The sequence below is a fragment of the Streptomyces sp. NPDC058741 genome (assembly GCF_042746715.1).
Classification (GTDB): domain Bacteria; phylum Actinomycetota; class Actinomycetes; order Streptomycetales; family Streptomycetaceae; genus Streptomyces.
In genome coordinates, this window is the sequence record NZ_JBHYQH010000016.1 from 12,077 (window position 1) to 36,824 (window position 24,748).

Consider the following 24,748-nt stretch of genomic DNA (forward strand, 5'->3'; position numbering starts at 1 on the left):
TGGGTGGGGGGGGGGCGTGGGCGGTGGCTCCCGCGAGACCGTACTGGTGGCCCCGCTGGTGGGGGTCCAGCCCGCCCCCCGCCCCGGGGGCCCGGGGACAGGACCAGGGATCCGTGGGTGCGGGGCGTCCCCTCCCGCGCGCCCACGGGTGGTCCTCCGACGAGGACCAGGGTTGTTCCCTGACGGTTCCCCGGCCAGGGGTGCGGGCGGCCGCCGTCAGTGGGCGACGACCGGGACCGGCATCTCGTCGGCCGTCTCCCGGCCGGACGCGGAGCCGGCCACCGTGCCGGCGCCCGGGCGCCCGGCGTTGACGAAGGTCAGGGCGATGGCGGCGGCCGCCACGAGGATGCCGACGGCGAACCAGATGGCGCTGGTGTAGCCCTGCACCATGCCCTCCAGCTGCACCAGTTGCCGCTCCGACCGGCTGGTCGCACCCGCGAGGTGGTCGGCGACGTACGCCGTGGTCGCGGAGGCGGCGATGGTGTTCAGCAGGGCCGTGCCGATCGCGCCGCCCACCTGCTGCGAGGTGTTGACCATCGCGGAGGCGACACCGGCGTCCCGCGGTTCGACGCCCTGGGTGGCCAGGGACATGGCCGGCATGAACGCCGTACCCATGCCGAGGCCGAGCAGCAGCATCGCGGGCAGCAGCGTGGTGGCGTACGAGGAGCCGATCTCCAGCCGGGTCAGCAGCAGCATGCCGAGCGCGGCGACCAGGAAGCCAGGGCCCATCAGCAGGCGCGGCGCCACCCGGGTCATCAGACGGGTGCCGATCTGGGTGGAGCCGGTGATCATGCCCGCGATCATCGGCAGGAAGGCGAACCCGGTCTTGACCGGCGAGTACCCCTTCACGATCTGCAGGTAGTACGTCAGGAAGAGGAACAGGCCGAACATCGCGATGATCGCGAGCCCGAGGGAGAGGTAGATACCGCCGCGGTTGCGCTCGGTGATCACGCGCAGCGGCAGCAGCGGGGCCTTGACGCGGGACTCCACGACGACGAACGCCAGCAGCAGCAGCGCCGAGGCGACGAACATGCCGACGGTCACGGAGTCGCTCCAGCCGTCGGACTCGGCGCGGGTGAAGCCGTAGACCAGGGCGACCAGGCCGAGGGTGGACAGGATCACGCCGGGGATGTCGAGCGGGGAGCGGTTGCGGCCGCCCCCGGGCTCACGGATGACGAAGTAGGCACCGGCCGCGGCGACCATGGCGAACGGGATGTTCACGAAGAACGTCCAGCGCCAGTCCAGGTACTCGGTGAGGAAGCCGCCCAGGATCAGGCCGACGGCACCGCCGCCGCCGGCGATCGCGCCGTAGATGCCGAACGCCTTGGCGCGCTCCTTGGCGTCGGTGAACATCACGGCCAGCAGCGAGAGCGCGGCGGGTGCGAGCAGCGCGCCGAAGACGCCCTGGAGGGCGCGGGCGCCGAACATCATCGCCTCGTTGGTGGCCGCACCGCCGAGCGCGGAGGCCGCGGCGAAGCCGCCCAGGCCGACCACGAAGGCCTTCTTGCGTCCCCACAGGTCGGCTATCCGGCCGCCGAACAGCAGCAGACCGCCGAAGGCGAGCGCGTAGGCGGTGACGACCCACTGGCGGTTGCCGTCGGAGATGCCCAGGTCCTGCTGGGCGGAGGGCAGGGCGATGTTCACGATGGTGGCGTCCAGGACGACCATCAGCTGGGCGAGCGCGATGAAGACGAGGGCTTTCCAGCGGCCCGGATCAGGCGCGGGCTCGTCCGCCACGGCGGAAGTGCCGTGACCGGCCGGGGTGTTGCGGGCCTTGGAGGCTGTTTCAGACATGGGGTTACCCACTTCGGGACTTCGTGACGGAAGGTGAGGAGGTCTCAAGGGAGGGAGGCGCGCCGTAGAGGAGAAGCGCCTACCGGAAGAAGGGTGTGGAAAGGCGGAGAAGGGCACGGCGCGTCGACGGGACGGCCGGCCGGCCGCGGAACCGGTCGCTCACGCGGAACAGGTCAACAGATCAACGGGTCAGCACGTCAGCAGGTCGTTCCGGACGTGCGGAGAGCCTCCAGGGTCGCGGCCGAACCCGGCAGTACGGACGGGGCCGGGGCCCGCATTCCGTCCAGGAACAGCTGTAGGTGACGGTGGACGAAGCGGTCGACGCGGAGACACTCCGTACCGGCCGGCGGCCGGCTGAGCTGGGCGAGGCCGATCATCACGTCGCCGAGTTCGACGTCGTCGCGGAGCCGGCCGGCCGCCTTGGCGCGGTCCATGATCTCCGCGACGAGCCGCTCGACGCGTTCCCACGCGGCCACGAGATCGGGGTGGTTCCGGTCGAAGGTGCTGGAGACCATGGGGCACAGCGCACTGATCCGCTCGTCGACGGCGGTGTGCGCGAAGCGCTCCAGGGCCTCGAAGCCGTTCCCGGACTCGGCGAGCGCCTGCTCGGCCGCCCGGACCATACGGTCCACGACGGAGCAGACGACCTCGCGGACCAGCGCGTCGCGGTCCGGGAAGTTGCGGTACACCGTGGCGTTGCCGACACCGGCCCGGCGGGCGACCTCGTCGAGCGGCACCTCGGCGCCGTGCTCCACGAACATCTCCCGGGCGGCGGCGACGATCCGCTCCCGGTTGCGCAGGGCGTCGGCGCGGGGCCGGGGCGCCTTGTGCGGTACGGGGGTAGCGGTCTGCACGGCGGACTCCTGGTCTGAGAGGTGCCGCGATCCGGGGAGCAGCTCCCCGTTTCGCTCGGACATCTGGCTAAACGGGGAGTGGGTCCCCGGTATTTCCCGCGTCGGGAAGATTCCCCTGTGACCTGGACCACACCATCTCGCCCCCCGGTCGCTACTCACCGGAAACCCACGATCGGGTGCCTCCAGCGCGCGCCCCCCGCACCCCGCGACCCAGGGTGATCGCAAGGGCGCAGCCGGGAACCGGAGGCTGCCGTGGCGCGGGAGGTCCCTTGCAGGTTCCTTGCATACAGCCACGGCCCCGGCGGTCCCGCACCGGCGACTCGGGACCGCGCGGCGACCGGATATCCGGCCATCGGATATGCCGCCATCGGATATCCGGCCGCCGTCTGTCGGCCCTCGCCTGCGTGACGGCCCTGACCTTCACGGTGAGCACCTCGGCCGGCACGGGTCCCCTCGCGCCCGGAGCCACGTCGACCGGTGCGGGCCCGGTCGCCCTGTCCCGCACCCCCGCGCACGACCCGTGCCTGATACGCGGGGACCGGGACGTCCAGATGTCCGAAGGCATCCCCACCTCCGCCGGCTACGCCCGCTCCACCGGCACCGTCCGCGCCCTCACCCTGATGATCGACTTCTCCGACGCCCCCGGCGAGGGCGAGGCGCTGGACCGCTACCGCGAGTTCTTCCCGCGGACCCGCGAGTGGTTCCGCACCAGTTCCTACGGCCGCCTCGACTACCGCCCCGAGACCCCGGTACCCGAGTGGCTGCGGATGCCCAGGTCCTTCCGCCAGTACGGCATAGAACGCGGAGCCCCCTTCGACCCCGGCTACCGCACGCTGGTGCAGGACCTCGTGGCCGTGGCCGACCAGAGGGTCGACTTCCGGGCGTACGACCTGCTGAACGTGCTGGTCACGCCCAACGCCGGCCCCTCCGCCCTGGACACGGTCCTGTCCGTCACCTTCGCCGGCAACCCCGAGGCCCCGACGGCCGACGGCACCCCCGTCGCCAACGCCTCCTTCGTCTACTCCCGCCAGGACGACGGCTCCGGCTCCTACGACCGCACCGGCTACCGCGTCCTGCCCCACGAGAACGGCCACGTCTTCGGCCTGCCCGACCTGTACACCGCGGAGGGCGGGGGCGCGGTCGGGCACTGGGACATCATGAGCGAGGACTGGGGCGCCAACAACGACTTCCTCGGCTGGCACAAGTGGAAACTGGGCTGGCTGGACGCCTCCCAGGTGCACTGCGCGGCGTCCCGCGGCACCACGGAGTACACCCTGACCCCGCTGGCCCGGGCCGGTGGCTCGAAACTCGTCTTCGTCCCCCTCGACACCAGGACCGGATACGCCGTGGAACTGCGCACCCGCGGCGGCAACGACGAGGCCGTGTGCCGCCCGGGCGTCCTGGTCTACAAGGTCGACGCCGGGGTGGACACGGGCATGGGTCCGATCAGGGTCCAGGACGCGCGCCGCGACAGCGGCGGCTGCACGCACGCACCGAACGTCCACGCGGAGCTGTCGGACGCGCCGTTCACCCCCGGGGAGACGTTCCGTGATCCGCGCGACGGGGTGACGATCGAGGTGACGGGGACGGACGCGGAGGGTGCCTACCGGGTGCGGGTGACAAGGGAGTAGCCGCAGCTCCCGGAGAGCGTGCGGGGTTGCCGGGAACCGGCGGGGTTGCCGGGAACCGGCGGGGCTCCCGGGGAACCGGCGGGGCTCCCGGAGAACCTACGCTCCGCAGAACCTGCAGGGCTCCTGGAGAACCCGCGGAGCTCCCGGAGAGCTTGCCGGGCTCCCGGAGAACCGGAGAACCGGAGAACCTGTGGAGATGCCCCGGATTGCGATAGGCGTGCCGCGACCGCCGTACCGGAGAACCGATGCCGGCGAAGCCCACGCACGACGTCCCCAGCGATGCACGCGAGCCGCCACTCCCTCGGCGCATGCGTGACGGACCTCCTGCCCGCCCTCGCCGCCACGACCACCCACATCGAACGGGACCTCCACACGGCAAGCCGCTTCACCCCCGTCCCCCTGACCTGACCCCCGCACCCACCCGACCCGCATCCGGTACGCTGACGCCTGTGGTCCTACCGGACCACAGGCACGACGCCGAGCGTCCACTGCCACTGCCTTCGTAGCTCAGGGGATAGAGCACCGCTCTCCTAAAGCGGGTGTCGCAGGTTCGAATCCTGCCGGGGGCACAGCAAGAAGGGCCAGCTCAGGAGGGGTTTCCTCCCAGGCTGGCCCTTCGTCGTTTTCGGGGGCGTGCCACACGCGTGCCACTACGTCCGTTCGGCGTTCTCTTGCGGGGAACCTGAGGCCGCTCCCCCGCCGCCCCGGATCATGGCCCCGGGCCGATCGGCGATGGCCCGGTCACGGTCGCTGGTCATGTGCTGGTAGATCAGTGCTGCCCGGGAGCTGCTGTGTCCCATGCGCGTCATCAGCTCCCGTGTGCTGGCCCCGGCCGTCGAATGGACCAGTACACCCCGGGGTGCTTGGCCCGGGCGTAGGCGGCCCCACCGCCGAGTGCGGCGACGGGACCACCCACCTCCAGCAGCGTTGCCAGGTCGGTCATCAGGCCGCAGCCCCCACGGAGGCGGGGTAGGCGGCCGGAGTGACGGCGGCGGCCCGGAAGGCGATGCCGTGCCGCTGCTGCCCGTTGAACACGCTCTCCCACGGCCGGGCGACCAGGCCCGGCAGAGAGACCGGGGCACCGAGGGCGAGCCCTTCCGCCACCCCGCTCTCCGGGACGGTCACCTTGATCAGGGACGACTCCCCCTCCTCGATGTAGACGACGCCGATCGTCATCAGGGCCTCACCGCTGACGGCGTCCTTGGCGATCTCGCCCGTCTGCCGGTCGCGGACCTTGGGTTCGGGCGCCTCGGTCAGCAGGATCGTCGCGGCCGAGGTCTCCACACGGAAGGTGCGCAAGGTTTCTTCCCATCTACTCGTCTAGACAAGATGCAGTCTTCGAACACCGGCGACGCCGGGAACGTCGACCACTCTGCTACACCACTTGCCCACTCGTCTATACGAGTATGCGTGTCGGGGTGTACGAGTCCGGGGAAGCGGCCTCGCGCACCGCCGATCAGTTCGCCGGGAGCTGGTAGGAGAGGACGTAGGCGTCGGCGGCCATGACCGTGTCACAGACCTCCACGGCTCGTCCGGCCGTGTCGAAGGCGGTGCGGATCAGGTGAATCACCGGCACGCCGGAAGCCAGTTGCAGCGTCTTCACCTCGGAAGGCGAGGGCATCCGGGCCCGGATCTCCTCCTCGAAGTGGTCGAGCTGGTGGCCCAGTTCCTCGAGTCGGGCGTAGATGCCGCCGGGGCCGGGATTCGGCTCGGCGATCTGCGTACCGCGGGCGATGTCGAGGGGCAGGTAGGAGGTGGCGAACTCGACCGGCCGTCCGTCGAGGAGGTACCGGCGACGCCGGGCGAGCACGCGCCGCACGGAGCCGAGGCGAGTGGAGATGTCCTGACTAGCCTTCTCCTCCTTGACCTCCAGACTGTCCAACTTCGGGTGACTGCCGGCGGCGTCGGCCTCCACGATGAACGCGGACTTGCCCTGCTCACGGTGGCGCCGAGCGAACCGGTCCGAGGCGAGCCGCCGGACCGGAGGCCGGGGTCGGACGAAGACGCCCTTGCCGTGCTCGGCGTGCACCAGGCCCTCGCCCTGGAGAACGGAGAAGGAGTTGCGGACCGTCATCCGGGACACGCCGTAGTGCTCGACCAGCTCAGCCTCAGATGGCAGCTTCTCCCCCTCCTTGAGTCGCCCACGGTCGATGGCCTCGCGCAGCTGGTCGGCGATCTGCCGGAAGACCGCACGATCACTGGTCGGGTCGAGGCCGCCGAGAATGCTCGGTAGAGACGTCACGCGTACTCCTTTAGGTATCTAGACGAGTGGGCGAGTGTTGTTGCTACGGTGGAGAGCCTAGCCAGCCGAGAGGGCCGAGGAACGTGAGCACAGAACGCCCGCACTCCGTGAGCGTCGCCGGGGTCATCGTCGATGACCAAGACCGGGCCCTCCTGATCAAGCGCCGCGACAACGGTCACTGGGAGCCCCCGGGCGGCATCCTCGAACGCGAGGAAACCATCCCCGAAGCCCTTCAGCGCGAAGTTCTCGAAGAGACCGGCATCAAGATCGAGCTTCCTGCGACCCTGACCGGCGTCTACAAGAACATGACGGGCCTGATCGTCTCCCTCGTCTTCCGCTGCCAGGCAGCCGACGGCACACCGACCACCGGAGACGAGACCCGCGCACTGCGCTGGGCCACCCGCGAAGAAGCCATCGAACTCGCCGACGAGGCCTACGCGATCCGCGTCCTTGACGCACTCGACGCGACGACCCCGCCGGCCGTCCGCGCCCACGACGGCGTGAAACTCGTCTAGCCCGAACCCGCTGCACATGGCGGCCTACCAGCATGAAGGAACTTGTATGCACGAGTATACGAGTACAGCCCGGGTCTGGGGACTGTCTTGCCCAGGTTTCCCGGAAGAGGTCAGCCGGGCCCGCCGCTGGACGCGGGACATCCTGCGCGGATCTCCCCTGGCCGACGACGCCGAGCTGATCGTGAGCGAGCTGAGCGCGAACGCCATCCTCCACACCGCGAGCGGTTCACAGTCGGGCAGCTTCCATCTGGCACTCGCGGTCTCCCCGCAGGTGGTCGCCCTGTCGGTCACCGACGAGGGAGGCACCGGCACGGCCCCGAAAGTCGAGCACCAGGACGACCAGGCCGAGCACGGCCGGGGTCTGGGCATGGTCAGCGCGCTCGCACACCGGGTCGTCGTCTACGACAGTTGCGGCGGCTACACGGTCACGGCGGAGCTGTTCACCGAGGCCGGACAGGCGGGAGGGCGTCCATGCTGACGGCCGCCCCTCCTGCGACGCCGAGGCCCGAGAGCCAACCACTTCCCTACCAATGCCGAGCCGCCGCCTACCCGATGAACGAGGCCCACTCCATCCCCTTGGGATCCCACGAGACCACAAGCCCGCGCCTCGCCCTGCGCTGGTTACGGGAACGCACGCAGCACATCACTGACCAACTCGACGCCGCTTACGCACAACCGGGCCTGTACTGGATGACAGACGAAACCGAGCACGAACGAGCCCTCGCCTACATGACCAGCGGCACGGGCTACCAACTCACCCTCCACGACGACAGCACCCGCTACGTATTACTCGCCTACCGGGCGGGAGCGGCCCCATGAACAAGCCCACTCGCGGCTACTGGTGCGAATGCTGGACCCAAGACCTCAGCATGACCGAACGGGCAACGCTCCTGGCCTCGTTCGACGCCTACTCCGCACCGCAGGCAGATCGATGGGTAGCCATCGCGCTCCGCACCATCTCACCAGCACTCGACAGCGACGCCTCAGATCAAGCGTGGACATGGCTGTACGAGGAGCGTGCCGAGACCCGAAGGGCCCTGCTGCGCTCGGATCCTTGCACGGTGACCATCACGCACGCCGGCACTCGCATCACATGGACCATCCGACCAGCGCTCTTTCTGCCCCTCGCTCACCAGCAGGCCGCTGAACTCCCCGCGTGCACAGAGAGCTTCAAGCCTCATCGCACAGACTGAGTTACAACTTTCTCTACTGGTTCAAGGCGGCTCGCTCCGCTCCCCGCGCGCGGCCCGGCCCCCGGCCGGGCCTGCGCTCCTGTCTCCGCCCCGCTCCAGCCCGGCCGGCGCCCGTGCCGCGCGCACAGCAGTCAGCCACCTGATGCCAGTGAAGGGATACGCCGTGGCTGGGGCGGCCGGCTCCACGGCTTTAGGCAGCCACTTTGGCGCGAGCCTCGCAGATCATGGCCCCAACGTCGTGCCTTAACGGGCAGGTCCACAGACTGCCCGACGCGCCGCAAGCTTACGGGGCCATGATCACTCGCGCCAAAGCCGCTCCAGCCCAAAGCCGCTCCGCCGACCTCTTAAGAACGCGCCTTAGGAGAGTTGATGGCGAAATTCCATATTGGCGAATGCTTGCCGCTAAGTTCAGCAACTACTCCAGGAGTATCGTTGCCAAGGAAGATGCAGTCAAATTGCGTTGAGACACTGACCAGCCATGGGCGACCAGAATCGAGGAACGGCCGAAGATCGAACTCGCTCAAACTGGACTTGGATAGATCGTCGCGCGGCAGCACCCTGACGCTTTTAAGTGACTTAGATTGGGCCAAAGTCTTAGTATCCAGCGGCTCATTCGTCCGAAGGACGAGAGTTTCGAGACGGGGAGCCATAGCCAGATGAGTAAAGCCAGCCTGGGATGAGGGAAGGCTCAAGTTAGCATGTCGCAAGTGACTCATTCTACTAATCCCCGCAACGCTCTCAACAGGCTCTCCAGGCGATAGATACAGGAACTCCATTTCGGGAACTTTTTGAGCCAGATTAGAGAGGTCGACGCCTGTTGCGTTTCCGTGAACCAGAAGACGCTTCAAGTGCGGAATACCTGGGAACTTTGTTAGATCAAACGCATCCTTTCTGACCCGGAACATATTTAGCGACTCGAGGTACTGCAGCCGCGAAAGCTCAGCGATCGAATCGACTGCCTTACTTGTAGCGAAGCTAAGAGTTCGGATCTGAGGACAAGCTGCAGCAAGAGCCGCAAAGGAGAAATCTGTGACCTCACTACGGAAGTGCAGTTCCTCTACCCCTGTCAGACCCTGTATCCAGTCCATGCCTGCGACAGGACAAGCCACGTGAAGCTCTCGCAACTCCGACAGGTAGCGCAGGGCAGGAAGCATATGCGGTAGGTAAATGTGCAGCGCCCTCCAATTCTCTGGGGTTTTGGACAGGACCTTTTCCGCATATTCTTCAGCGTCGAAATACTCCCATGATTGCCGGAGTTCTCTCTGAACCGTTACTCGCTTGTCGCGAGCATAACGACTAATCAGAGATAGTGCGCCGTCTCCACCAACGATGGCTGCCATCCTGATAGTGGCCGCCGCCTCATTCGCAGAGAGCCTTCGATCCGGGATGAGCGGAATTACCATCTCACCAGCTGACGCCAGTTCCTTGGCGTCCACAATGCGGCGCGGAGGGATAAGTTCCGCAGTGATCTCACGAACTCTACTGTAGATGTTTGGCGGATCGCACTCGATGGCGGTCTCCAAGCAGGCCGCAGCAAGCAAATGGAGGCGCTTTCGATGCTTCGGCTCACGCTCACCTCGCTCAATTAGACCGGAAAGCAGCAGTGAACGCTCTTTCGGTCTCGCGTGACCAACAGCCATCACGAACACTTCATGCCATTGGTCTAGATGAGCATTGGAGAGAAGGTTTTCGAAGTCGTCGATTTCGACGATACGAGCAGCCGCTAGGTACTCCTGAAAGGTTCGATGGATAAAGTCAACGCGCTCTGGGACCGGTTTCCGAAGGCAGCCACTGCGAACCAATAGGTAATCAAACACCGACTCGGCATCCGCCCCGATTGCCGGCATAGACTGAAGCGAGATACCGACCTGCCTGATTGCCTGCCCCCTCGAAGAATCCGTCAGGCCGTTCCTAATCAACCAATGGGCGAATCCGCCCAATATTGACTTTTTCTGCGAATCACCCAGGTGAGCTGGCTCTGGATAGTTGATTTTTCTCTCACGGTCTCGCCGGAGAAGAAGTAGATCAAGTGCCGCTCTATACAGTTCCATTCGATCACGAGGAAGTTGCGAGTGTCTGTCGCGATTCAATGTGCACAGAAGAGCACAGAGCAGCGGATTGGAGGCGAGTCGCCGGAGTTGACGCTCCTCTCGTATGGATTTGACTAGGTCCGCTTCGCCCTGAGTGAGAGTCGCTATCTCGGATGGATCTCTTTCGCTGTTTCTAGCGGCGTTGTGCCAGTGCTCAATGAATTTCTCGACATCCTTCTGATTCATCGGAAGCATGTCGAGCACTGCAAAGCCTTCGTCGCTAAGCCAGTCAACCTCAGCTGCGGCCGGTCGCGACGTGACAATGTAATGGGCCTCGGGGTAGGTGGAGACCAGCGATCGAAGCCAGTCATGGGCTGCGTCGCGCTGCTCGTCAGGAAGCTCGTCGACTCCGTCAATCAGAATGAGAGCTCGTCCTGACCTCAGTAGCCGATGAACCCACCTGTCAGGCATTTCCTCAGACAGAAGAGACCCGACGACTGGGAAGAACTGAGACGGACTGGGGAGGATTCCTCTTGCGTACCTACGCAACGGCAGCATGAATGGGACCAGGGCATTCCAGTCTGCCAAATCAGCAGAGAAGCTTCGGCCGGCTGCGTTCACTGCTAGCCATTGAAGAAGCGTCGTCTTGCCGGAGCCAGCGTCACCGCGCAGTAGGATCCTCTTGTAGGAAGATACGGCGACTTCTGCCCGCATCCCCACGCCCTTGTCTACATGTGACCTGCTGTCTACAGGATCCGTGATCTCCCCGTCAGGTGCCTCACCAAACTTTTCGACAGAACGGCCCGAGGTGGAAAGGATGGGGACCCCGCGGCGGGCCATCGGGGCGACACTTAGCGTGATGTAGGCAGCAGAAAGATCATAGGACCGGTTCCGCCTATCAGCAAGGTCCAGACCGAAGATCTGCAGCTGATTAAGCTCCTCGATGACCAATGCGGCGTAGCGATTTTCGAAGTCCAGATCCTCCACGCGAAGATCAGGTCCCATTTTATGGTTGATGCTGTCTACAGCATCGGCGAGGGAGCGCAGCCTCATCAACTGCTCTACTTCAACTCTTGCGGCAAATGTCGGCCAGCTGGTAATAAACTGAACTAGCTGTACCGAGATGTCCCTGATCGCAGTACGGCAATACGCTTCGGCCGCCTCCGAAAGACCTGCAGATGCGCGTTTTACCGAAGACTCCCGCAGTACTGCCTGACTATAAAACTCTGGATCAAGGCCACATTTCCAAATATCTACTGAACTGTTGGCCAGAGTGTTTGCAGCCAGAATAAGGGCAGCCTGCCTTTCGTGCCCCTGGAGATGCGGATACTCCCTTTTCTCTAATTCGGTTAGGCGGCTAGCTACGTGATTTGTGAGGCTGTCTACATCTTTGGCCTGGATCGAAGTGGGCTTTTTTAGGCGCAAGCGCGAGAAAGCCGGACTCGATGTGAGCCCGGCGCCCGGACCCGCAGACATCCGTTTGGCTGCTGCTCCCACAGACGCCCCCAGCACCGCGCCTGCGATCTTCCCTGCCAGTATCTCAAGCACTATCCGCCCCCTGCATGCACAAGCCACCAGCTGTCAACACTAGCGACTGCGGATGAGGTTCGGAGGCCAAACCGCGCACGTCACCGCTTACGATGCGCCGACCTCTTGACCGCTACCGTGCGTCAGCCCAGCAACAATCCGCGGATCACCTCAGCTTCCCAAGCTGAGGGCCGGAACACTCCGTATGCTCCGCGTCATGTCGGACGAATGACCGCTGACCTGCCCCCAGTGCGATGCTCGCCTCACGGCTTGCGCCAGGGTCCTCAGCAAGCGCGAGGAGGACGGCCAGCGTGTCTGGCGCGTGGTCTCGGTGTGCGACAGCTGGCACATCTGGTGGAGGTGGCCGGATGGGCTCTACGGCGGCCTGGAACTGTGCCCGTATGCGAAGCTGCTTACTGGCTGACATCCACGGATGACATCAACGACGCCGGACGGGAGCGGACACCAGTGTTCCTAAGCTGCCGTCGCACCAGTCACTGACCTCCACCAGAGCGGGCCCGGATCGAACTCCTAAAGCGGGTGTCGCAGGTTCGAATCCTGCCGGGGGCACACGACACAGGGCCGGTTCGAAGGGCTTGATCCCTCGAACCGGCCCTGCTGCGTGATCACATCCGTGCCACGCGCGGACCATGAAGTCCGGTGTGCTCCCGCCGCACCAGTGCCCTGCCGTCAGCCTTCGTGGGGCACCATCGGGCGGGTGACCGGCACGACGGTGAGGAGGTCGTCCAGCCCTTTGAAATCGTCGGGGTTGGTGGTGAAGAGGGGAAGGTTCTCAGCCACGGCGATGGCAGCGATCATCAGGTCGGCCACCCGGCGGCGTGGCTTGCGGCCGGCGCTGATCACTGCGGCACAGATACGGCCGTAGATGCGGGCCGCTTCGGCATCGAAGGGGATGGGGTCGAACTCGTTCTCGGCGCGTTGCAGGACGTCGAGCCTGCGGGCGCGTTCGGCGTGTTCGTCGTAACTGCTCTGTTCGTCGTTGCGACGGACCTCGTGCGGACCGGCGGACAACTCGGCCAGGGTGATGGCGGTGATCGCCATTTCGTCCGGTAGCTCCTCGGGTGCCACCGAGCGGCGCAGAATCATGATGTTGGTGTCGAGGAGGCCCTGCTGATGCGTCGAGCGGTCAGCGGTCATAGGGATCGTCCGGGTAGGTGTCGGCCGTGGCGTCCTGATCGGCGCGGAACCTGTCGAGGTCGATGCCGGGGGCGGTCCTGGACATCGCGGCGAACTCCTGGCGGGAGACGAACCGACGGCGTCGACGCAGAGGCACGAGCTGGCCGATCGGATGTCCGTCGCGGGTGACGGTGAACGACTGGCCGCCCTGTATGGCGTCCATGATCTCTCGGGACCGGCTGCGTAGATCCCGCTGGGTGATTTCGGGCTGAACGCTCATACCAACCAAGGTAGCACCCGGTGCTACCAGGTGACACTTAACGGCCGAAGGCTTGTGCCGCCAAACCTTCGGCCGTAGCGGCCGGGGACGGCCTTCGCTGATCGATCTGGCTGGAGCTACGGATCAGAAGACATCTGACATCCACAGCTGACATCAACGATGTCGGACGGGGACACGCGTCAGCGACTCCCGCCGGCCGTCGCGCCTGTTGACGACAGCAGTCGGACCACGCTCGGATCGAACTCCTACAAGCGGGTGACGCAGGTTCGAATCCTGCCGGGGGCACCACGCGTTTCCGCTCTGAGCTGGTACTTCTCCCCCGGGGGGCTCCTGCTCGGCCTCGGACTCCTCGTCCGGGGCCGTTGGCGTGAGCGGACGGAGAGTTGATCCCCGAAATCTCTCCAGCGGATAGGCACCAGCCGGCATGGACTCCGGCCCGGTCCTCTCCGGGCCATCGGGCTGTTGCTCCGCTTCGGGCACCCGAGGAGCGCACGAGCGAGCCGGGAAGAATCGCGCTTCTGCCAGAAGTGGTTACGCCTCTCCGGAGCCCAGGGCGGTTTGCGCGTCGTGGCCGCCCCAACTGTCGGGGGTGCGCCACAGGACCTGAATCCCGAAGACACCGAACACGGTGTCGGCCGACCAGTCCTCGGCGGGCGGTTCGGAGAGCACCAGGTAGAGGCGGTCAGCAGGAGCGGGCAGGGTGTGGTTGATCTCCAAGAGGCGGGTGGCCCCCGAGCGGAGGTCGGCGTAGGTGGAGCGGCCGGCACCGAGGACCTCGTAGAGGAAGTGGCCGTCTTCCGCGGTGCGGCTGACATCGATGACCGGGGAGTCGGTCGGCTGCAGGTCCGCCCAGAGCAGAGCCGCCTTGAGAGCATGGCGCACCGCCTCGTGCTTCTTGCACGTGCGGTCGGCTGCCGCCGTGGTCTCCAGCGAGTGCAGGAGTCCCTCGGCGGGCGTGGCGGGCGCCGGCGTGGCGGGTATGCCTTCGGAGGTCACGGGCTCTGCTTCCTTCTGCTCGGACGGCTGTTCGACGGAGACGGGCGCACTCTCGGTTTCCGGTTCGCCCGGGGCGGCCCGGCGGTGCTGGAGCGCCGCTCGGGCCGCGTTCAGGGCCTGGGCCCAGTCGGCGCGTGCCAGGTCCGCCTGGAGTCGGTTGAGGTCCAGGTTGTTGTCCTTGAGCATGCGGTTGGTGTGCGCCGCCAGGTCGCGCAGGAGGCTGAGGCGGTGCTTGTCCGGGGATCCGAGCACACGCCGCACGTCCACCCAGTCCGCCTGGTCACGGCGGAGGACGCGGTTGGCCATGCCCTTGAGCTCGGACAGACGGTCACGGGCGTTCTCCGGAATGGTTCCGTCACCGTTGACCAGGTCGTCGAAGACGCCGAGCGCCGCCACATAGCGATCCACCATGGTGGGGGAAATTGGCTGGCGGCCACGCTGGTCCGCGGTGAGCAGGCAGTGGTTCGTCTCGTGAGCGAACACCCAGCAGTCCAGTACCGCGCCGGGACGCGGGGGCACCGAGCCGTGGCGGACGGTCAGGACCAGAGGGACGTCGATCCCGGGCGACAGGGCCTTGACCCTGTACCGGCCACCGGGTGCCCGGCCGGTCACGCGGACTCGGACGTCCGTACCGATGTCGGGGACGACAGCGTCTGCCATGCCTGGTTCGCCTTCGGTGGGTGCTGGTTCGGTACTGCTGCCGTCGGTGTTCGTGAGGGCCTCCGGGAGCGGGGACGTGTGCAGGACGGTCAAGCTCTGGGTGCTGCGGGTGAGCGCGACGTACAGCTGGCGCAGTCCGGCCGGGCCTCGGGCGGCGATGGTGGCGGGTTCGAGGACGAGGACGTGGTCGTACTCCATGCCCTTGGCCTGGGCGGCGGCCAGCACGGACACCGCCTCGCGTCCCTGCTCGGTGATGCCCTCGGCCAGGTCCAGCTGGCGGCTGATCTCGTCGAGCCAGCCGGAGTCGTCGGGGACGATGACAGCCACGGAGCGCAGGGTGTGTCCGTCGCTGGTGCCGATGAGACGGGTGGCCTGGGCCACGGTGTCGTCGAGGAGTTTCCACGGCTCGGTCGCGATCGTCCGTACGGCGTCCTCACCCGCCGCGCGCACGGCCTGCGGGTAGGGCAGCGTGGGGGCGACGGTCCGGGCCAGGGGGGCGACGAACTCCATGATTTCGGCGGGCACGCGGTAGCTGGTGTTCAGCTCGGCCACGCGCCAGTCGCCGTGGTCGGACAGGAGGGTGCCGAGGCGGTCCCAGTCGGTGTGGGTGTGGGGGCCGGTGGCCTGGGCAAGGTCGCCGAGGATGGTCATGGAGCCCTGCGCGGCGGAGCGCCGGCGCAGGGAGCGGGCCTGCATGGGTGTCAGGTCCTGTGCCTCGTCGACCACGATGTGCCCGTACCGCTGTGGGGTCGCCCCGGTGATGAGGTAACGCAGTTCCTCGAGGCAGACCCGGTCGTCGAGCGTCCAGGGATCGGCGTCGGCCGTGTCGGCCCGAGGACGGCGCACAGCGGCCTGCTCTGAGGCGTCGAGAACGCCCTCGGCACAGGTGCGCAGGAGGTCTTCCGAGTCGTAGAGGGTGCGGAGGGCTTCCCTGGCGCCGGGCGAAGGCCAGACACGTTCGATGAGGCGCTCGACCTGACGGTTGCGTTCCAGGTCTCGGCGGATCGTGTCGTCGCGACTGCGGCGGGGGGCGACGGCGACGAGCTCCCGCAGCAGGTGGTCGACGAGCAGACCGCGGAAGCGGTCGCGGCGCTCGCGGTAGGAGCCGTCGCCCTGGCGCACGTCCTCGAGGAGGGCGATGACCTCGGAGCGCGGGATCCGCAGGGTCGTGCTGCCGACGGTGACGGTGAACTCCGGCTTGGCCCCTTCGTAGGAGGGGGTGGTGGTGAACTCGTCGACGGCCTCGGGACGGCACTCGATCTCGACGCGCCGCCGCAGGACGGCCGCCATGCGTTCGTCGGACTTCACCATGCGTGCCGCGGGGGTGTCGGTGCCGAGGATCTCGCCGTCCCACAGGCGCGTCACCTGCACGGCGTTGACGTTCCGGGTGCCGAGCGTCGGCAGTACCTGGCTCACGTACTCCAGGAACCGCTGGTGGGGGCCGACGACGAGGACGTCCTGGGCTTTGAAGTGCCCGTTGTTGACGAGCCAGGTCACGCGGTGCAGGCCTACCGCCGACTTGCCGGTACCCGGGCCGCCCTGCACCACGAGGATGTCGGAGGGCGAGCCGGTGACCAGGGCCATCTGGTCGCGGCGGATGGTCTCGACGATGTCCCGCATGCTGCCGCTGCGCGACCGCTGAAGCTCGCGCAGGAGGAAGTCGTCGGGCTGTTGGGGCCTTTGCCGATGGAGGCGGGCGACGTCGGCGGGGGTGAGCACGCGCGGCCGTGCCCCCACCTGCCGCTCGGCGTCGGTGTCCGGGTCTGCCCACGATGACGCCGGATCGGCGTCGTCCGCTGCCGGCCGCGGGGCGGGGACGGCGACGGGGATGTCGTCGGCATAGCCCTCGACGACGCGCTGCGCGCAGTGCAGCCGCCGCCGCAGCAGCACCTCTCCCGGAGCGTCCGGCAGCGCGTCGAGCCACTGCTTCGCGAGCGCGTTGGTCCACTCCACGACGACGGTGTCGCGGGTGCGGACGTCGGAGACGGCACGCCGGCCGATGTAAAAGGTCTCGGGCTCCCCACCGGGGCCGTCCTGCACGTCCACGCGGCTGATGACCAGCGATGCGTTGCCGAGACCCCCGTACGCCGCGGCTTGCTCCTCGGCCGCGAGACGGTTGGCGACGCTGTCCTTGCCGCTCGCGGAGGCCCGGGCGACCGACCCACCGGTCAGTTCGGCCAGCCGGGCGGCGTAGCAGTCGTAGGCGCGGTCCACCGCCTTCTGCTCGAGGGCGATGATCTCTTCGCGCGTGGTGGTGCCCATGTACATGTCCTCTCCCCTTGCAACACCCCGGAGGACGCTGCGACGGGCATACGCCCGGCCCCGTCGAAATAACTATCAGAGACCTGCTGGTAACAAACAGTCAGGCGGTCAGCGTCCCGACCAGCTGGCCGACCTCCGTCCGCCAGGCGCGAACCTGGTCGTGCGTGGGGCCGATCTCGTACTGGTGGTAGTGGCATCCCAGGCAGAGGTGCGACCAGACGGCGCTGGCGCGGCGAGCGGTCTCCGCCGTGGTGTAGCAGTGGAGGCACAGCATCTTGGCCCGCATCGTGGTGTCGGCGAGCCCTGGCACCGCGGCGTCGAGCACGCGGTCGACGGAGAGCTCCAGGGCGGTCCGCAGAGCGAGGGAGGCTCCGCGGTGCCGGCCGGCGGCCGTGGCGCCCGTGCGGGCGGCAAGCAGCTGATCGGCCGTCAGCAGGAGCTCCTCGACCGAGGTGGGGGGAGTGCTCATCACGCGGTCACCCCCGGCTTGCGCACCTTCTGCGCCATGATCTCGATGTCGTCCACGAAGCGGTGGGGGTCGGTGGTGTGCGCTCCCATGGCGTGGGAGCCGTTCTGGCACTCCTTGAGGAGGTCCACCGCACGCGGTCCGCAGAGGGTGTGCAGTTCGCGGTAGACGTCGCCGGTCCGGCCGGCGTCGCCGAACAGGGCCAGTGCCGCGACCTTCATGAGCTTGTCGGCGCTGCCGACGGCGGCCTGCAGTTCGTCCTCGGGCGCGCCGGAGCGGTGCTGCCGGATCCAGGCGGCTTCGAGGAAGGCGTTCTCCAGGGCGATACGGCACAGGCTGGGCAGCACGTGGGTCCGTGCCGCCGTCGGCAGGTCACCGGTACTGGCGAGGGCCCGCGCGTCGTCGAGTGTCTGCCGTACCGGGTCGGTCAGCGGCTTGACCTTCACCCTGGACGACGTGGCCCGCTCGACCTCGAACACCGTCACGGGCAGACCCTGGCTGGTGAACGCCGCCTCCTGGCGGAGCCGGCCGTCGGCGGCGCTGAGCTGACCCAGGCCGAGGATGGTGGCGAGGGCGTCGTACATCTCGGAGGGCCTGCCACTGATCATGCGGTCGAGGTCGACGTACGACAGGAAGGGCCGGAAGTCCCGCAGGGCCTGCTTCCAGTCCGCCTGGTCGAGGGGGGTGCGGCCGTGGCCGGGTCGCTTGAGCTCGGCCCGGGAGGCGTCGAAGTCGTCGCTCTCCCAGGTGCGGGTCAGGGTGCTGCGGCCGGTGTCGCCCTCGACGGCGAGCCTGACCTCGATCTCCGGCCTGCCGTCGGTGTCGTGGAGGTTGCGCCAGTTGCTGCCGCGCATCGCGTGCCGCCCCTGCCAGCGCATGTTCACGCCGGTGAAGGCTGTCTCGATGCCCTCGGCGATGCTGGACTTGCCGGAGCCGTTGCGCCCCACGACCAGGTTCACGCCGGGTCTGGGGCTGAGCTTGAGCCAGGCGCGCGGTCCGATGCCACGGAACCGGGCGACGGCGACGGACTCGAGGTGGATCCGGCCGGCAGGGGAGGTCCCCCGGGGCTCGCCGTCGCCCAGGGCCTCCTTCAGGAGCACCTTCACGGGCTCGCTGAGCGCCTCCTCCGCCAGGCGGGCCTCCACCAGAGCGGCCACGGGAACGGGCTGGTCGGACCGGGCCGGTCGGGCGGGGTCGGTGGGGTGGTGGGGGTTCTGCCGGGGCTGTTCCGTCACGGTCATGCGGGTTCCTCCCGTGTGTGCGGTGGGTGGCGACTGCGGTGCGGAATGGACGCGGAGTGGACGGCCCCGGGGTACGGCGTTGCGACGGGAAGGGGCCGGGAGAGATCGGACGCGTGGCGCGGTACGGCGCCAGGACGCTTCATGGTGCGGTTGCGGAGTCACGGCGCACGCTTCCAATCGGAAGCGTGACCAGATAAGCACAGCAGTGAAAGCACCGTCAAACGCCTTGACGAACTTGACGGATGTTGTAACGTGTTAACCGTCCCTGTCCGACTGGCCCGAGAGGTGCGGAACCCCACGCCATGCCCCAGCAGCCACCAGCCCGACCGGCGCCCTCCGCACACGTGACAGCCGCCGAGATCTCCCGCATCGCAGGGGTCACACGCGCCACCGTCAGCAACTGGCGCCGCCGCCACGACGACTTCCCGGCACCCAGCGCAGGCACGGAAGCCAGCCCGCTCTACGACCTGCCGGCCGTCCGGGCATGGCTGCGGGGGCGCGGGCACACCTCCACCGCCTCCCCGACCGAGGAACTGCGTACGGCGCTACGGCTGCTGGGCCCCGGCTCGGGCGTGGCCGCGCGACTGTTCCCCCTGGTGGCTGCCGCGTCCCGCCGCACCCAGGAGGAGCTGGCCGAACTCGCCGCCGGGCCCGACGACCAGCTGCTCGCCCGAGCGGAGAAGGCCGCGGGTGGGCTCCCGGCCACCGTGCCCGAGGCCGAGCCGGTCCACTACGGCCCGGACGACGCGGGCGCGGTCCGCGCGCTGCTGGGCTGCGTCCGTGAGGCGGGGGCCCAGGCCGCCCTCGACGTCCTCGCCGAACGCGAACTGGACGAGGGCGCCGCCAGCGGCGTCTACCAGACCCCGGAGGGTCTGGCCCGGCTCATGGCACGGCTCCTGCCCGCCGACGTGTCCCGCGTCCTCGACCCCGCCTGCGGCAGCGGTACGCTCCTCGCCGCCGCCGCACGGCGGGGCGCGCGGGAGCTGTTCGGGCAGGACTCGCTCCCCGTCCAGGGCCGACGCACCGCGGTCCGGCTGCTGATCGCCGCACCCGAGGCCGAGGCGGCGGTCCGCGTCGGCGACAGCCTGCGCGCCGACGCCTTCCCCGACGTCACCGTGGACGCCGTCCTGTGCAACCCGCCGTTCGCCGACCGCGACTGGGGTCACGACGAGCTGGCCTACGACCCGAGGTGGGCGTACGGGGTCCCGCCCCGCTTCGAGTCCGAACTGGCGTGGGTGCAGCACGCCCTCGCCCACCTGGAGCCCGGCGGCCACGCCGTCATGCTGTTGCCGCCCGCGCTCGCTTTCCGCTCCTCCGGCCGCCGCGTCCGCGCGGAACTCATCCGCGCCGGGGCCCTGCGCGCCGTCGTCTCCCTTCCCGCGCGTGCCGCGTATCCGCTCCACATCGGCCTGCAGATCTGGGTGTTCCAACGCCCCGAGCCGGGCGGCACGGACCGTACGACGGTGCTGTTCGTCGACGGGGAGGGCGAGCAGCGGGACGGCGCCACGGGCCCGCCGCCCGCCATCGGTGCGGCGACGGCGGGTGCCGGCTCCCGCGGCGGCTCGCGCTCCCGCCGGTCCGCCGCCTCCGCCCCCACCTCTTCGGCCTCCGCCACCACCTTCGACTGGGCGGGGCTGACGGAGCGGGTCCTCGGCCAGTGGGCCGCGTTCACCACCGCCCCCGACACCTACGCCGACGAGCCCGGGCTCGCCCGCGCGGTGCCGCTCGTCGACCTCCTCGACGACGTCGTCGACGTCACCCCGGCCCGCCATGTCCGGGCGACCGCGGCCGACATCGACCCGGCCGCCCTGGCCCGCCGCGTCCACGACCTGCACGGGCAACTGGCCGAGCAGGTCGCCGCCCTGGCATCCGCCTCCGCGTCCGGCGGCTGGCAGCCGTCCGGGGACTCGGCCCGCGAGTGGCGTACGGCGACCGTCTCCGACCTGGCGCGCGGCGGGGCCCTGACCGTGCTGCGGGCGGCGCCGCCCGGCACCCGCGGCTCCAAGGGCTCCGCCGCCCCCGCCGTGGACCGGCCGGTCCTCACCGCCCAGGACGTCTCCACCGGCAACGCCCCGTCCGGCGGGGCCCTGGACCTGCACGCCGACGCCGCGCAGCCCGTCGCCGCCGGGGATGTCCTCGTCCGCGCCCTCGCGGGCAGCGGCGACGGGTCCGCGATGACCCGGGTCGCGGACGACCGGGACGCCGGAGCCCTGCTCGGTCAGCACGTCCACCTCCTGCGCCCCGACCCGGCCCGCCTCGACCCGTGGTTCCTGGCCGGGTTCCTCGGCGCCGGCGACAACATCGCCTCCGCGTCCACCGGCTCCACCCTCGTGCACGTCACACCGGGCCGCCTGCGCGTACCGCTGCTGCCGCTGGAGGAACAGCGGCGCTACGGGGAGGCGTTCCGCCGCGTGTTCGAGCTGCGCGCGGCCGTCCGCCGAACCGCCGACCTCGCCGCCGACACCGCGGCCACCCTGACCACCGGCCTCACCGCCGGCGTCCTCCTGCCGCCGGACACCCCGGGGAGCCCGGACGCGCCGGGCACCCCGGACCGCCGTTCTGTCTGAAACGCCCCGCGCGTCCCCCCGCACACGACCACACTGGATCCCTGCCGTCCCCCGCCCGGACGGCGCTCTTCGGAAGGAAGCCGGGACCTCTTGAACAGCAGTAAGCACACGGAGTTGGCGAACCACGCCTGGTCCGTCGCCGATCTCCTGCGCGGCGACTACAAGCAGTCCGACTACGGCAAGGTCATCCTGCCGTTCACGGTGCTGCGCCGCCTGGAGTGCGTCCTGGAGCCGACGCGCGACAAGGTCGTCGAGACCGTCGCCAGGTTCGCGGGCCAGGACATCGACACCGGCCACTTCCTGCGCAGGGCCTCGGGCCACTCCTTCTACAACAAGAGCGACCTCACGCTGCGGAAGATCGCGGCCGACCCGCAGAACGCGGCGAAGAACCTGCAGATCTACGTCGGCGCGTTCTCCGAGAACGCCCGCGAGGTCCTCGACAAGTACGAGTTCAACCAGCAGGTCAGGAAGCTCGACAGCGCGAACCTGCTCTACCGGGTCATCGGCAGGTTCACCGACCTCGACCTGCACCCCGATGTCGTGCCCAACCACAACATGGGTTACATCTTCGAGGAGCTGATCCGCCGTTTCGCCGAGCAGTCGAACGAGACCGCGGGTGAGCACTTCACCCCGCGCGAGGTCATCAAGCTGATGGTCAACCTGCTGGTGGCCCCCGACGCGGACGCCCTCACCGTGCCGGGTGTCGTCCGCACGGTCATGGACCCGGCCTGCGGCACGGGCGGCATGCTCAGCGCCGCCGACGACCGCATCAAGGCCCTCAACCCGGACGCGACGGTCGAGGTCTACGGGCAGGAACTCAACCCCGAGTCCTGGGCGATCTGCCGGTCCGACCTCATGATCAAGGGCCAGGACCCGGAGAACATCCGCTTCGGCAACTCCTTCTCCGACGACGGCCACGCCCGCCGGAAATTCGACTACATCCTCGCAAACCCGCCGTTCGGCGTGGAGTGGAAGAAGGTCAAGGAGGAGGTCGAGTACGAGCACAAGTCGCTCGGCGACGCGGGCCGCTTCGGCGCGGGTCTGCCGCGCATCAACGACGGCTCGCTGCTGTTCCTCCAGCACATGATCTCGAAGATGAAGCCGGTGGACGTGAACGGCGGGGGCGGCTCCCGCATCGCCATCGTCTTCAACGGCTCCCCTCTGTTCACAGGCGCGGCCGAGTCCGGCGAGTCCAACATCCGCCGCTGGATCCTGGAGAACGACTGGCTGGAGGCGATCGTCGCCCTCCCGGACCAGCTCTTCTACAACACGGGCATCTCGACGTACTTCTGGATCCTGACGAACCGTAAGGACAAGGACCACAAGGGCAAGGTCGTCCTGCTCGACGCGCGCGACCAGTGGGTGAAGATGCGCAAGTCGCTGGGCGACAAGCGCAAGGAACTGGGCGACGGGACGAACGGGCGCCCCGACCACATCGGGGACATCACGCGGCTGTACGCGGAGGCGCTGCAGGTCGCGGGGGACGCGGAGCACCCGCTGCACGGCAAGGTCAAGGTCTTCTGGAACGAGGACTTCGGCTACCAGCGCATCACCGTGGAGCGGCCGTTGAAGCTCCGCTTCGAGGTCACGGACGAGACGCTGGCGGCGCTGGCGGAGGCCAAGCCGGTGGCCAGGCTGGAGCGGAGCGAGGAGTTCGTCGCGGCGGTGCGTACGCTGCTCGGCTCGTCCTGGACGACCAAGTCCGAGGCGTTCGTCGCGCTCAAGGACGCCGTGGTCGCGGCCGGCCTGACCTGGCCCTCGGGGGCGCCGTTCGCGAAGGCGGTACGGGAGGCGGTGGGGGTCCGGGACCCGGAGGGCGAGGTGCAGAGGGTCAAGGGCGCGGCGGAGCCGGATGCGGACCTGCGGGACTACGAGAACGTTCCGCTCGGTGAGGACGTCGAGGAGTACCTGAAGCGCGAGGTGCTGCCGCACGTGCCGGACGCGTGGATCGACCACACGAGGACGAAGATCGGCTACGAGATCCCGTTCACGCGGCACTTCTACGTGTACAAGCCGCCGAGGCCGCTGGCGGAGATCGACGCGGAGTTGAAGTCGCTGGAGGCGGAGATTCAGGCGCTGTTGGGGGAGGTTACGGAATGATCCACGTGCGCATCAAGTCCGTCGTACGCAACGTAGTCCAGAAGTCCGATGGGGCCTCAACTCCTTTTCTAGGATTGGAAGACATCGAAAGCGGGACTGGCCGACTGCTGGTTAAGGAGCTGCCGCTCAAGGCGGCGGAAGACAGCATCTGTCACGAGTCTGGCGACGTTCTGTTTAGCAAGCTGCGCCCGTACCTGGCGAAGTCGTATCTACCGCACGCAACCGGAACAGGTACCGGGGAATTGTTGGTTCTGAGGCCCAGCGTGGAGGTTGACGCCAATTTTCTACTTTATGTGACCCTTTCTAGTCCGTGGGTCGAATGGGCAAGCACCACGGCCTACGGCACCAAAATGCCGCGCACCTCCTGGGAACTCGTCGGCGACTACCGTACGTGGCTGCCGCCGTTGGAGGAGCAGCGCCGCATCGCCGACTTCCTCGACGCCGAGACCGCCCGCATCGACCGGCTGGCGCAGCTTCGTTCACGAAGCCTTGACCTCCTGAGTGAGCGGGCGGTCGCCCATGTGGACTCTGCCGTTCGAGGGGGCTCGACCGACCAAACTAGACAGGCCGAGTATTCGCCACTGGGCCAGATTCCTGCTCACTGGCGTGAAGGAAGACTGCGGTCAGTCGATTGCGATGTCCAGACTGGCCCCTTCGGGAGCCAGTTGCACGCCGAAGACTATATTGCCGACGGATGGCCCGTGATCAATCCAGCCAATATCACGCCATCGGGACTGGTGGCTGACGGCCATGTGACCGTCAGTAGCGAGACTCGCAAAAGGCTGGCACGGCACATTCTCCAAGCCGGTGATGTCGTTTTCGGACGCCGCGGGGAACTAGGCCGTGCGGGCGTCGTATCAACCGAACAGGTTGGTTGGGTATGCGGAACAGGATCGCTCCGTGTGCGATTTCGCGAGAATGCATTTCATTCAGGATACCTCCGCCGCTACCTGACCATCCCTGCAGTACGTCACTACTTCCAACTGCATGCAATTGGAAGCACGATGGCCAATCTGAACAGTTCCATCCTTCTGAACATGCCGCTCCTCATTCCGGAGATCCGAGACCAGGTTTCCATTGCTGCAGCATGTGATGAAATCGAGAAGCAGGCAGCACGCCGAACGGCACTGGTGAAGCGTCAGCTCGTGCTGCTATCTGAACGCCGCCAGTCCCTCATCACCGCCGCCGTAACCGGCCAGTTCGACGTCTCCACCGCCAGCGGGCGCAACGTAACGGACGGGGTGACCGCGTAG

19 protein-coding genes and 1 tRNA gene are annotated in these 24,748 nt (G+C 67.9%); 10 read left to right on the forward strand and 10 right to left on the reverse strand.

Annotated features, from left to right (window positions below; all coding sequences use genetic code 11):
- Positions 1-216: 216 nt before the first annotated feature.
- A complete protein-coding gene (locus tag ACFW6P_RS15460) occupies positions 217-1,794 on the reverse strand; it encodes an MFS transporter (protein ID WP_386346896.1) in 1,578 nt (525 codons plus the stop codon).
- Between the two features lie 197 nt (positions 1,795-1,991).
- Complete coding sequence (locus ACFW6P_RS15465; RefSeq protein ID WP_386346897.1) at positions 1,992-2,648, reverse strand: TetR/AcrR family transcriptional regulator; 657 nt, start codon at positions 2,646-2,648, stop codon at positions 1,992-1,994.
- A gap of 404 nt (positions 2,649-3,052) precedes the next feature.
- On the opposite strand from ACFW6P_RS15465, the gene ACFW6P_RS15470 reads away from it, so the two are divergent.
- From ACFW6P_RS15470 to ACFW6P_RS15480, 3 genes are all read left to right on the forward strand, one after another.
- Complete coding sequence (locus ACFW6P_RS15470) at positions 3,053-4,279, forward strand: M6 family metalloprotease domain-containing protein (RefSeq protein WP_386346899.1); 1,227 nt, start codon at positions 3,053-3,055, stop codon at positions 4,277-4,279.
- A 279-nt stretch (positions 4,280-4,558) separates the two neighbouring features.
- The gene (locus ACFW6P_RS15475) at positions 4,559-4,687 is read left to right on the forward strand and encodes a hypothetical protein (RefSeq protein WP_386423867.1); all 129 of its coding nucleotides are present in this window, start codon (positions 4,559-4,561) and stop codon (positions 4,685-4,687) included.
- An 88-nt stretch (positions 4,688-4,775) separates the two neighbouring features.
- Positions 4,776-4,848 (forward strand) — tRNA-Arg (locus ACFW6P_RS15480).
- A 373-nt stretch (positions 4,849-5,221) separates the two neighbouring features.
- Here the strand turns inward: ACFW6P_RS15480 and ACFW6P_RS15485 are convergent.
- Positions 5,222-5,578, reverse strand: coding sequence for a hypothetical protein (locus tag ACFW6P_RS15485; RefSeq protein ID WP_386423869.1), 357 nt, complete (start codon positions 5,576-5,578; stop codon positions 5,222-5,224).
- 157 nt (positions 5,579-5,735) lie between these two features.
- Positions 5,736-6,521 carry a GntR family transcriptional regulator gene (locus ACFW6P_RS15490; RefSeq protein WP_386423870.1) on the reverse strand — a complete coding sequence of 262 codons (786 nt, stop codon included), beginning with the start codon at positions 6,519-6,521 and terminating at the stop codon, positions 5,736-5,738.
- Between the two features lie 107 nt (positions 6,522-6,628).
- On the opposite strand from ACFW6P_RS15490, the gene ACFW6P_RS15495 reads away from it, so the two are divergent.
- The 4 genes from ACFW6P_RS15495 (at position 6,629) to ACFW6P_RS15510 (ending at position 8,229) form a co-directional block, all read left to right on the forward strand.
- Positions 6,629-7,036, forward strand: a complete 408-nt coding sequence (locus tag ACFW6P_RS15495) for an NUDIX hydrolase (protein WP_386423872.1) — start codon at positions 6,629-6,631, stop codon at positions 7,034-7,036.
- Between the two features lie 46 nt (positions 7,037-7,082).
- The gene (locus ACFW6P_RS15500; RefSeq protein WP_386423874.1) at positions 7,083-7,514 is read left to right on the forward strand and encodes an ATP-binding protein; all 432 of its coding nucleotides are present in this window, start codon (positions 7,083-7,085) and stop codon (positions 7,512-7,514) included.
- A gap of 212 nt (positions 7,515-7,726) precedes the next feature.
- The gene (locus ACFW6P_RS15505) at positions 7,727-7,855 is read left to right on the forward strand and encodes a hypothetical protein (RefSeq protein WP_386423876.1); all 129 of its coding nucleotides are present in this window, start codon (positions 7,727-7,729) and stop codon (positions 7,853-7,855) included.
- Positions 7,852-8,229, forward strand: coding sequence for a hypothetical protein (locus ACFW6P_RS15510; RefSeq protein WP_386423878.1), 378 nt, complete (start codon positions 7,852-7,854; stop codon positions 8,227-8,229). The genes ACFW6P_RS15505 and ACFW6P_RS15510 overlap by 4 nt, the downstream gene beginning before the upstream one ends.
- Positions 8,230-8,573: 344 nt before the next feature.
- On the opposite strand, the gene ACFW6P_RS15515 is transcribed toward ACFW6P_RS15510, so the two are convergent.
- The 6 genes from ACFW6P_RS15515 to ACFW6P_RS15540 form a co-directional block, all read right to left on the reverse strand.
- Positions 8,574-11,807 carry an NACHT domain-containing protein gene (locus ACFW6P_RS15515; protein ID WP_386423880.1) on the reverse strand — a complete coding sequence of 1,078 codons (3,234 nt, stop codon included), beginning with the start codon at positions 11,805-11,807 and terminating at the stop codon, positions 8,574-8,576.
- Between the two features lie 669 nt (positions 11,808-12,476).
- The gene (locus ACFW6P_RS15520; protein ID WP_386346929.1) at positions 12,477-12,944 is read right to left on the reverse strand and encodes a type II toxin-antitoxin system VapC family toxin; all 468 of its coding nucleotides are present in this window, start codon (positions 12,942-12,944) and stop codon (positions 12,477-12,479) included.
- On the reverse strand, positions 12,934-13,203 hold the full coding sequence (locus ACFW6P_RS15525; protein ID WP_040906919.1) for a type II toxin-antitoxin system Phd/YefM family antitoxin: 270 nt from the start codon (positions 13,201-13,203) through the stop codon (positions 12,934-12,936). The genes ACFW6P_RS15520 and ACFW6P_RS15525 overlap by 11 nt, the downstream gene beginning before the upstream one ends.
- Positions 13,204-13,734: 531 nt before the next feature.
- Positions 13,735-17,121, reverse strand: coding sequence for a HelD family protein (locus tag ACFW6P_RS15530; protein WP_386423882.1), 3,387 nt, complete (start codon positions 17,119-17,121; stop codon positions 13,735-13,737).
- A 100-nt stretch (positions 17,122-17,221) separates the two neighbouring features.
- Entirely contained in the window at positions 17,222-17,590 is a 369-nt protein-coding gene (locus tag ACFW6P_RS15535; protein WP_386423883.1) for a hypothetical protein, read from the reverse strand.
- Positions 17,590-18,828 (reverse strand): AAA family ATPase, encoded by a 1,239-nt coding sequence (locus ACFW6P_RS15540; protein ID WP_386423885.1) that lies wholly within the window; start codon positions 18,826-18,828, stop codon positions 17,590-17,592. Before ACFW6P_RS15540 ends, ACFW6P_RS15535 begins: the two co-directional genes overlap by 1 nt.
- A 344-nt stretch (positions 18,829-19,172) precedes the next feature.
- Between ACFW6P_RS15540 and ACFW6P_RS15545 the strand changes: the two genes are divergently transcribed.
- The 3 genes from ACFW6P_RS15545 (at position 19,173) to ACFW6P_RS15555 (ending at position 24,748) form a co-directional block, all read left to right on the forward strand.
- Positions 19,173-21,395, forward strand: a complete 2,223-nt coding sequence (locus ACFW6P_RS15545) for an N-6 DNA methylase (protein ID WP_386423886.1) — start codon at positions 19,173-19,175, stop codon at positions 21,393-21,395.
- 90 nt (positions 21,396-21,485) lie between these two features.
- Positions 21,486-23,495 carry an N-6 DNA methylase gene (locus ACFW6P_RS15550; RefSeq protein ID WP_386423887.1) on the forward strand — a complete coding sequence of 670 codons (2,010 nt, stop codon included), beginning with the start codon at positions 21,486-21,488 and terminating at the stop codon, positions 23,493-23,495.
- Positions 23,492-24,748: a hypothetical protein gene (locus ACFW6P_RS15555; protein ID WP_386423888.1), complete on the forward strand. Its 1,257-nt coding sequence runs from the start codon at positions 23,492-23,494 to the stop codon at positions 24,746-24,748. Before ACFW6P_RS15550 ends, ACFW6P_RS15555 begins: the two co-directional genes overlap by 4 nt.

Coding starts and splice junctions, on each gene's coding strand:
- ACFW6P_RS15530 (WP_386423882.1), bottom strand. CDS start 17,121: ATGGGCACCACCACGCGCGAAGAGATCATCGCCCTCGAGCAGAAGGCG.
- ACFW6P_RS15460 (WP_386346896.1), bottom strand. CDS start 1,794: ATGTCTGAAACAGCCTCCAAGGCCCGCAACACCCCGGCCGGTCACGGC.
- ACFW6P_RS15510 (WP_386423878.1), top strand. CDS start 7,852: ATGAACAAGCCCACTCGCGGCTACTGGTGCGAATGCTGGACCCAAGAC.
- ACFW6P_RS15540 (WP_386423885.1), bottom strand. CDS start 18,828: ATGACCGTGACGGAACAGCCCCGGCAGAACCCCCACCACCCCACCGAC.
- ACFW6P_RS15475 (WP_386423867.1), top strand. CDS start 4,559: ATGCACGCGAGCCGCCACTCCCTCGGCGCATGCGTGACGGACCTCCTG.
- ACFW6P_RS15535 (WP_386423883.1), bottom strand. CDS start 17,590: ATGAGCACTCCCCCCACCTCGGTCGAGGAGCTCCTGCTGACGGCCGAT.
- ACFW6P_RS15505 (WP_386423876.1), top strand. CDS start 7,727: ATGACAGACGAAACCGAGCACGAACGAGCCCTCGCCTACATGACCAGC.
- ACFW6P_RS15500 (WP_386423874.1), top strand. CDS start 7,083: ATGCACGAGTATACGAGTACAGCCCGGGTCTGGGGACTGTCTTGCCCA.
- ACFW6P_RS15525 (WP_040906919.1), bottom strand. CDS start 13,203: ATGAGCGTTCAGCCCGAAATCACCCAGCGGGATCTACGCAGCCGGTCC.
- ACFW6P_RS15520 (WP_386346929.1), bottom strand. CDS start 12,944: ATGACCGCTGACCGCTCGACGCATCAGCAGGGCCTCCTCGACACCAAC.
- ACFW6P_RS15555 (WP_386423888.1), top strand. CDS start 23,492: ATGATCCACGTGCGCATCAAGTCCGTCGTACGCAACGTAGTCCAGAAG.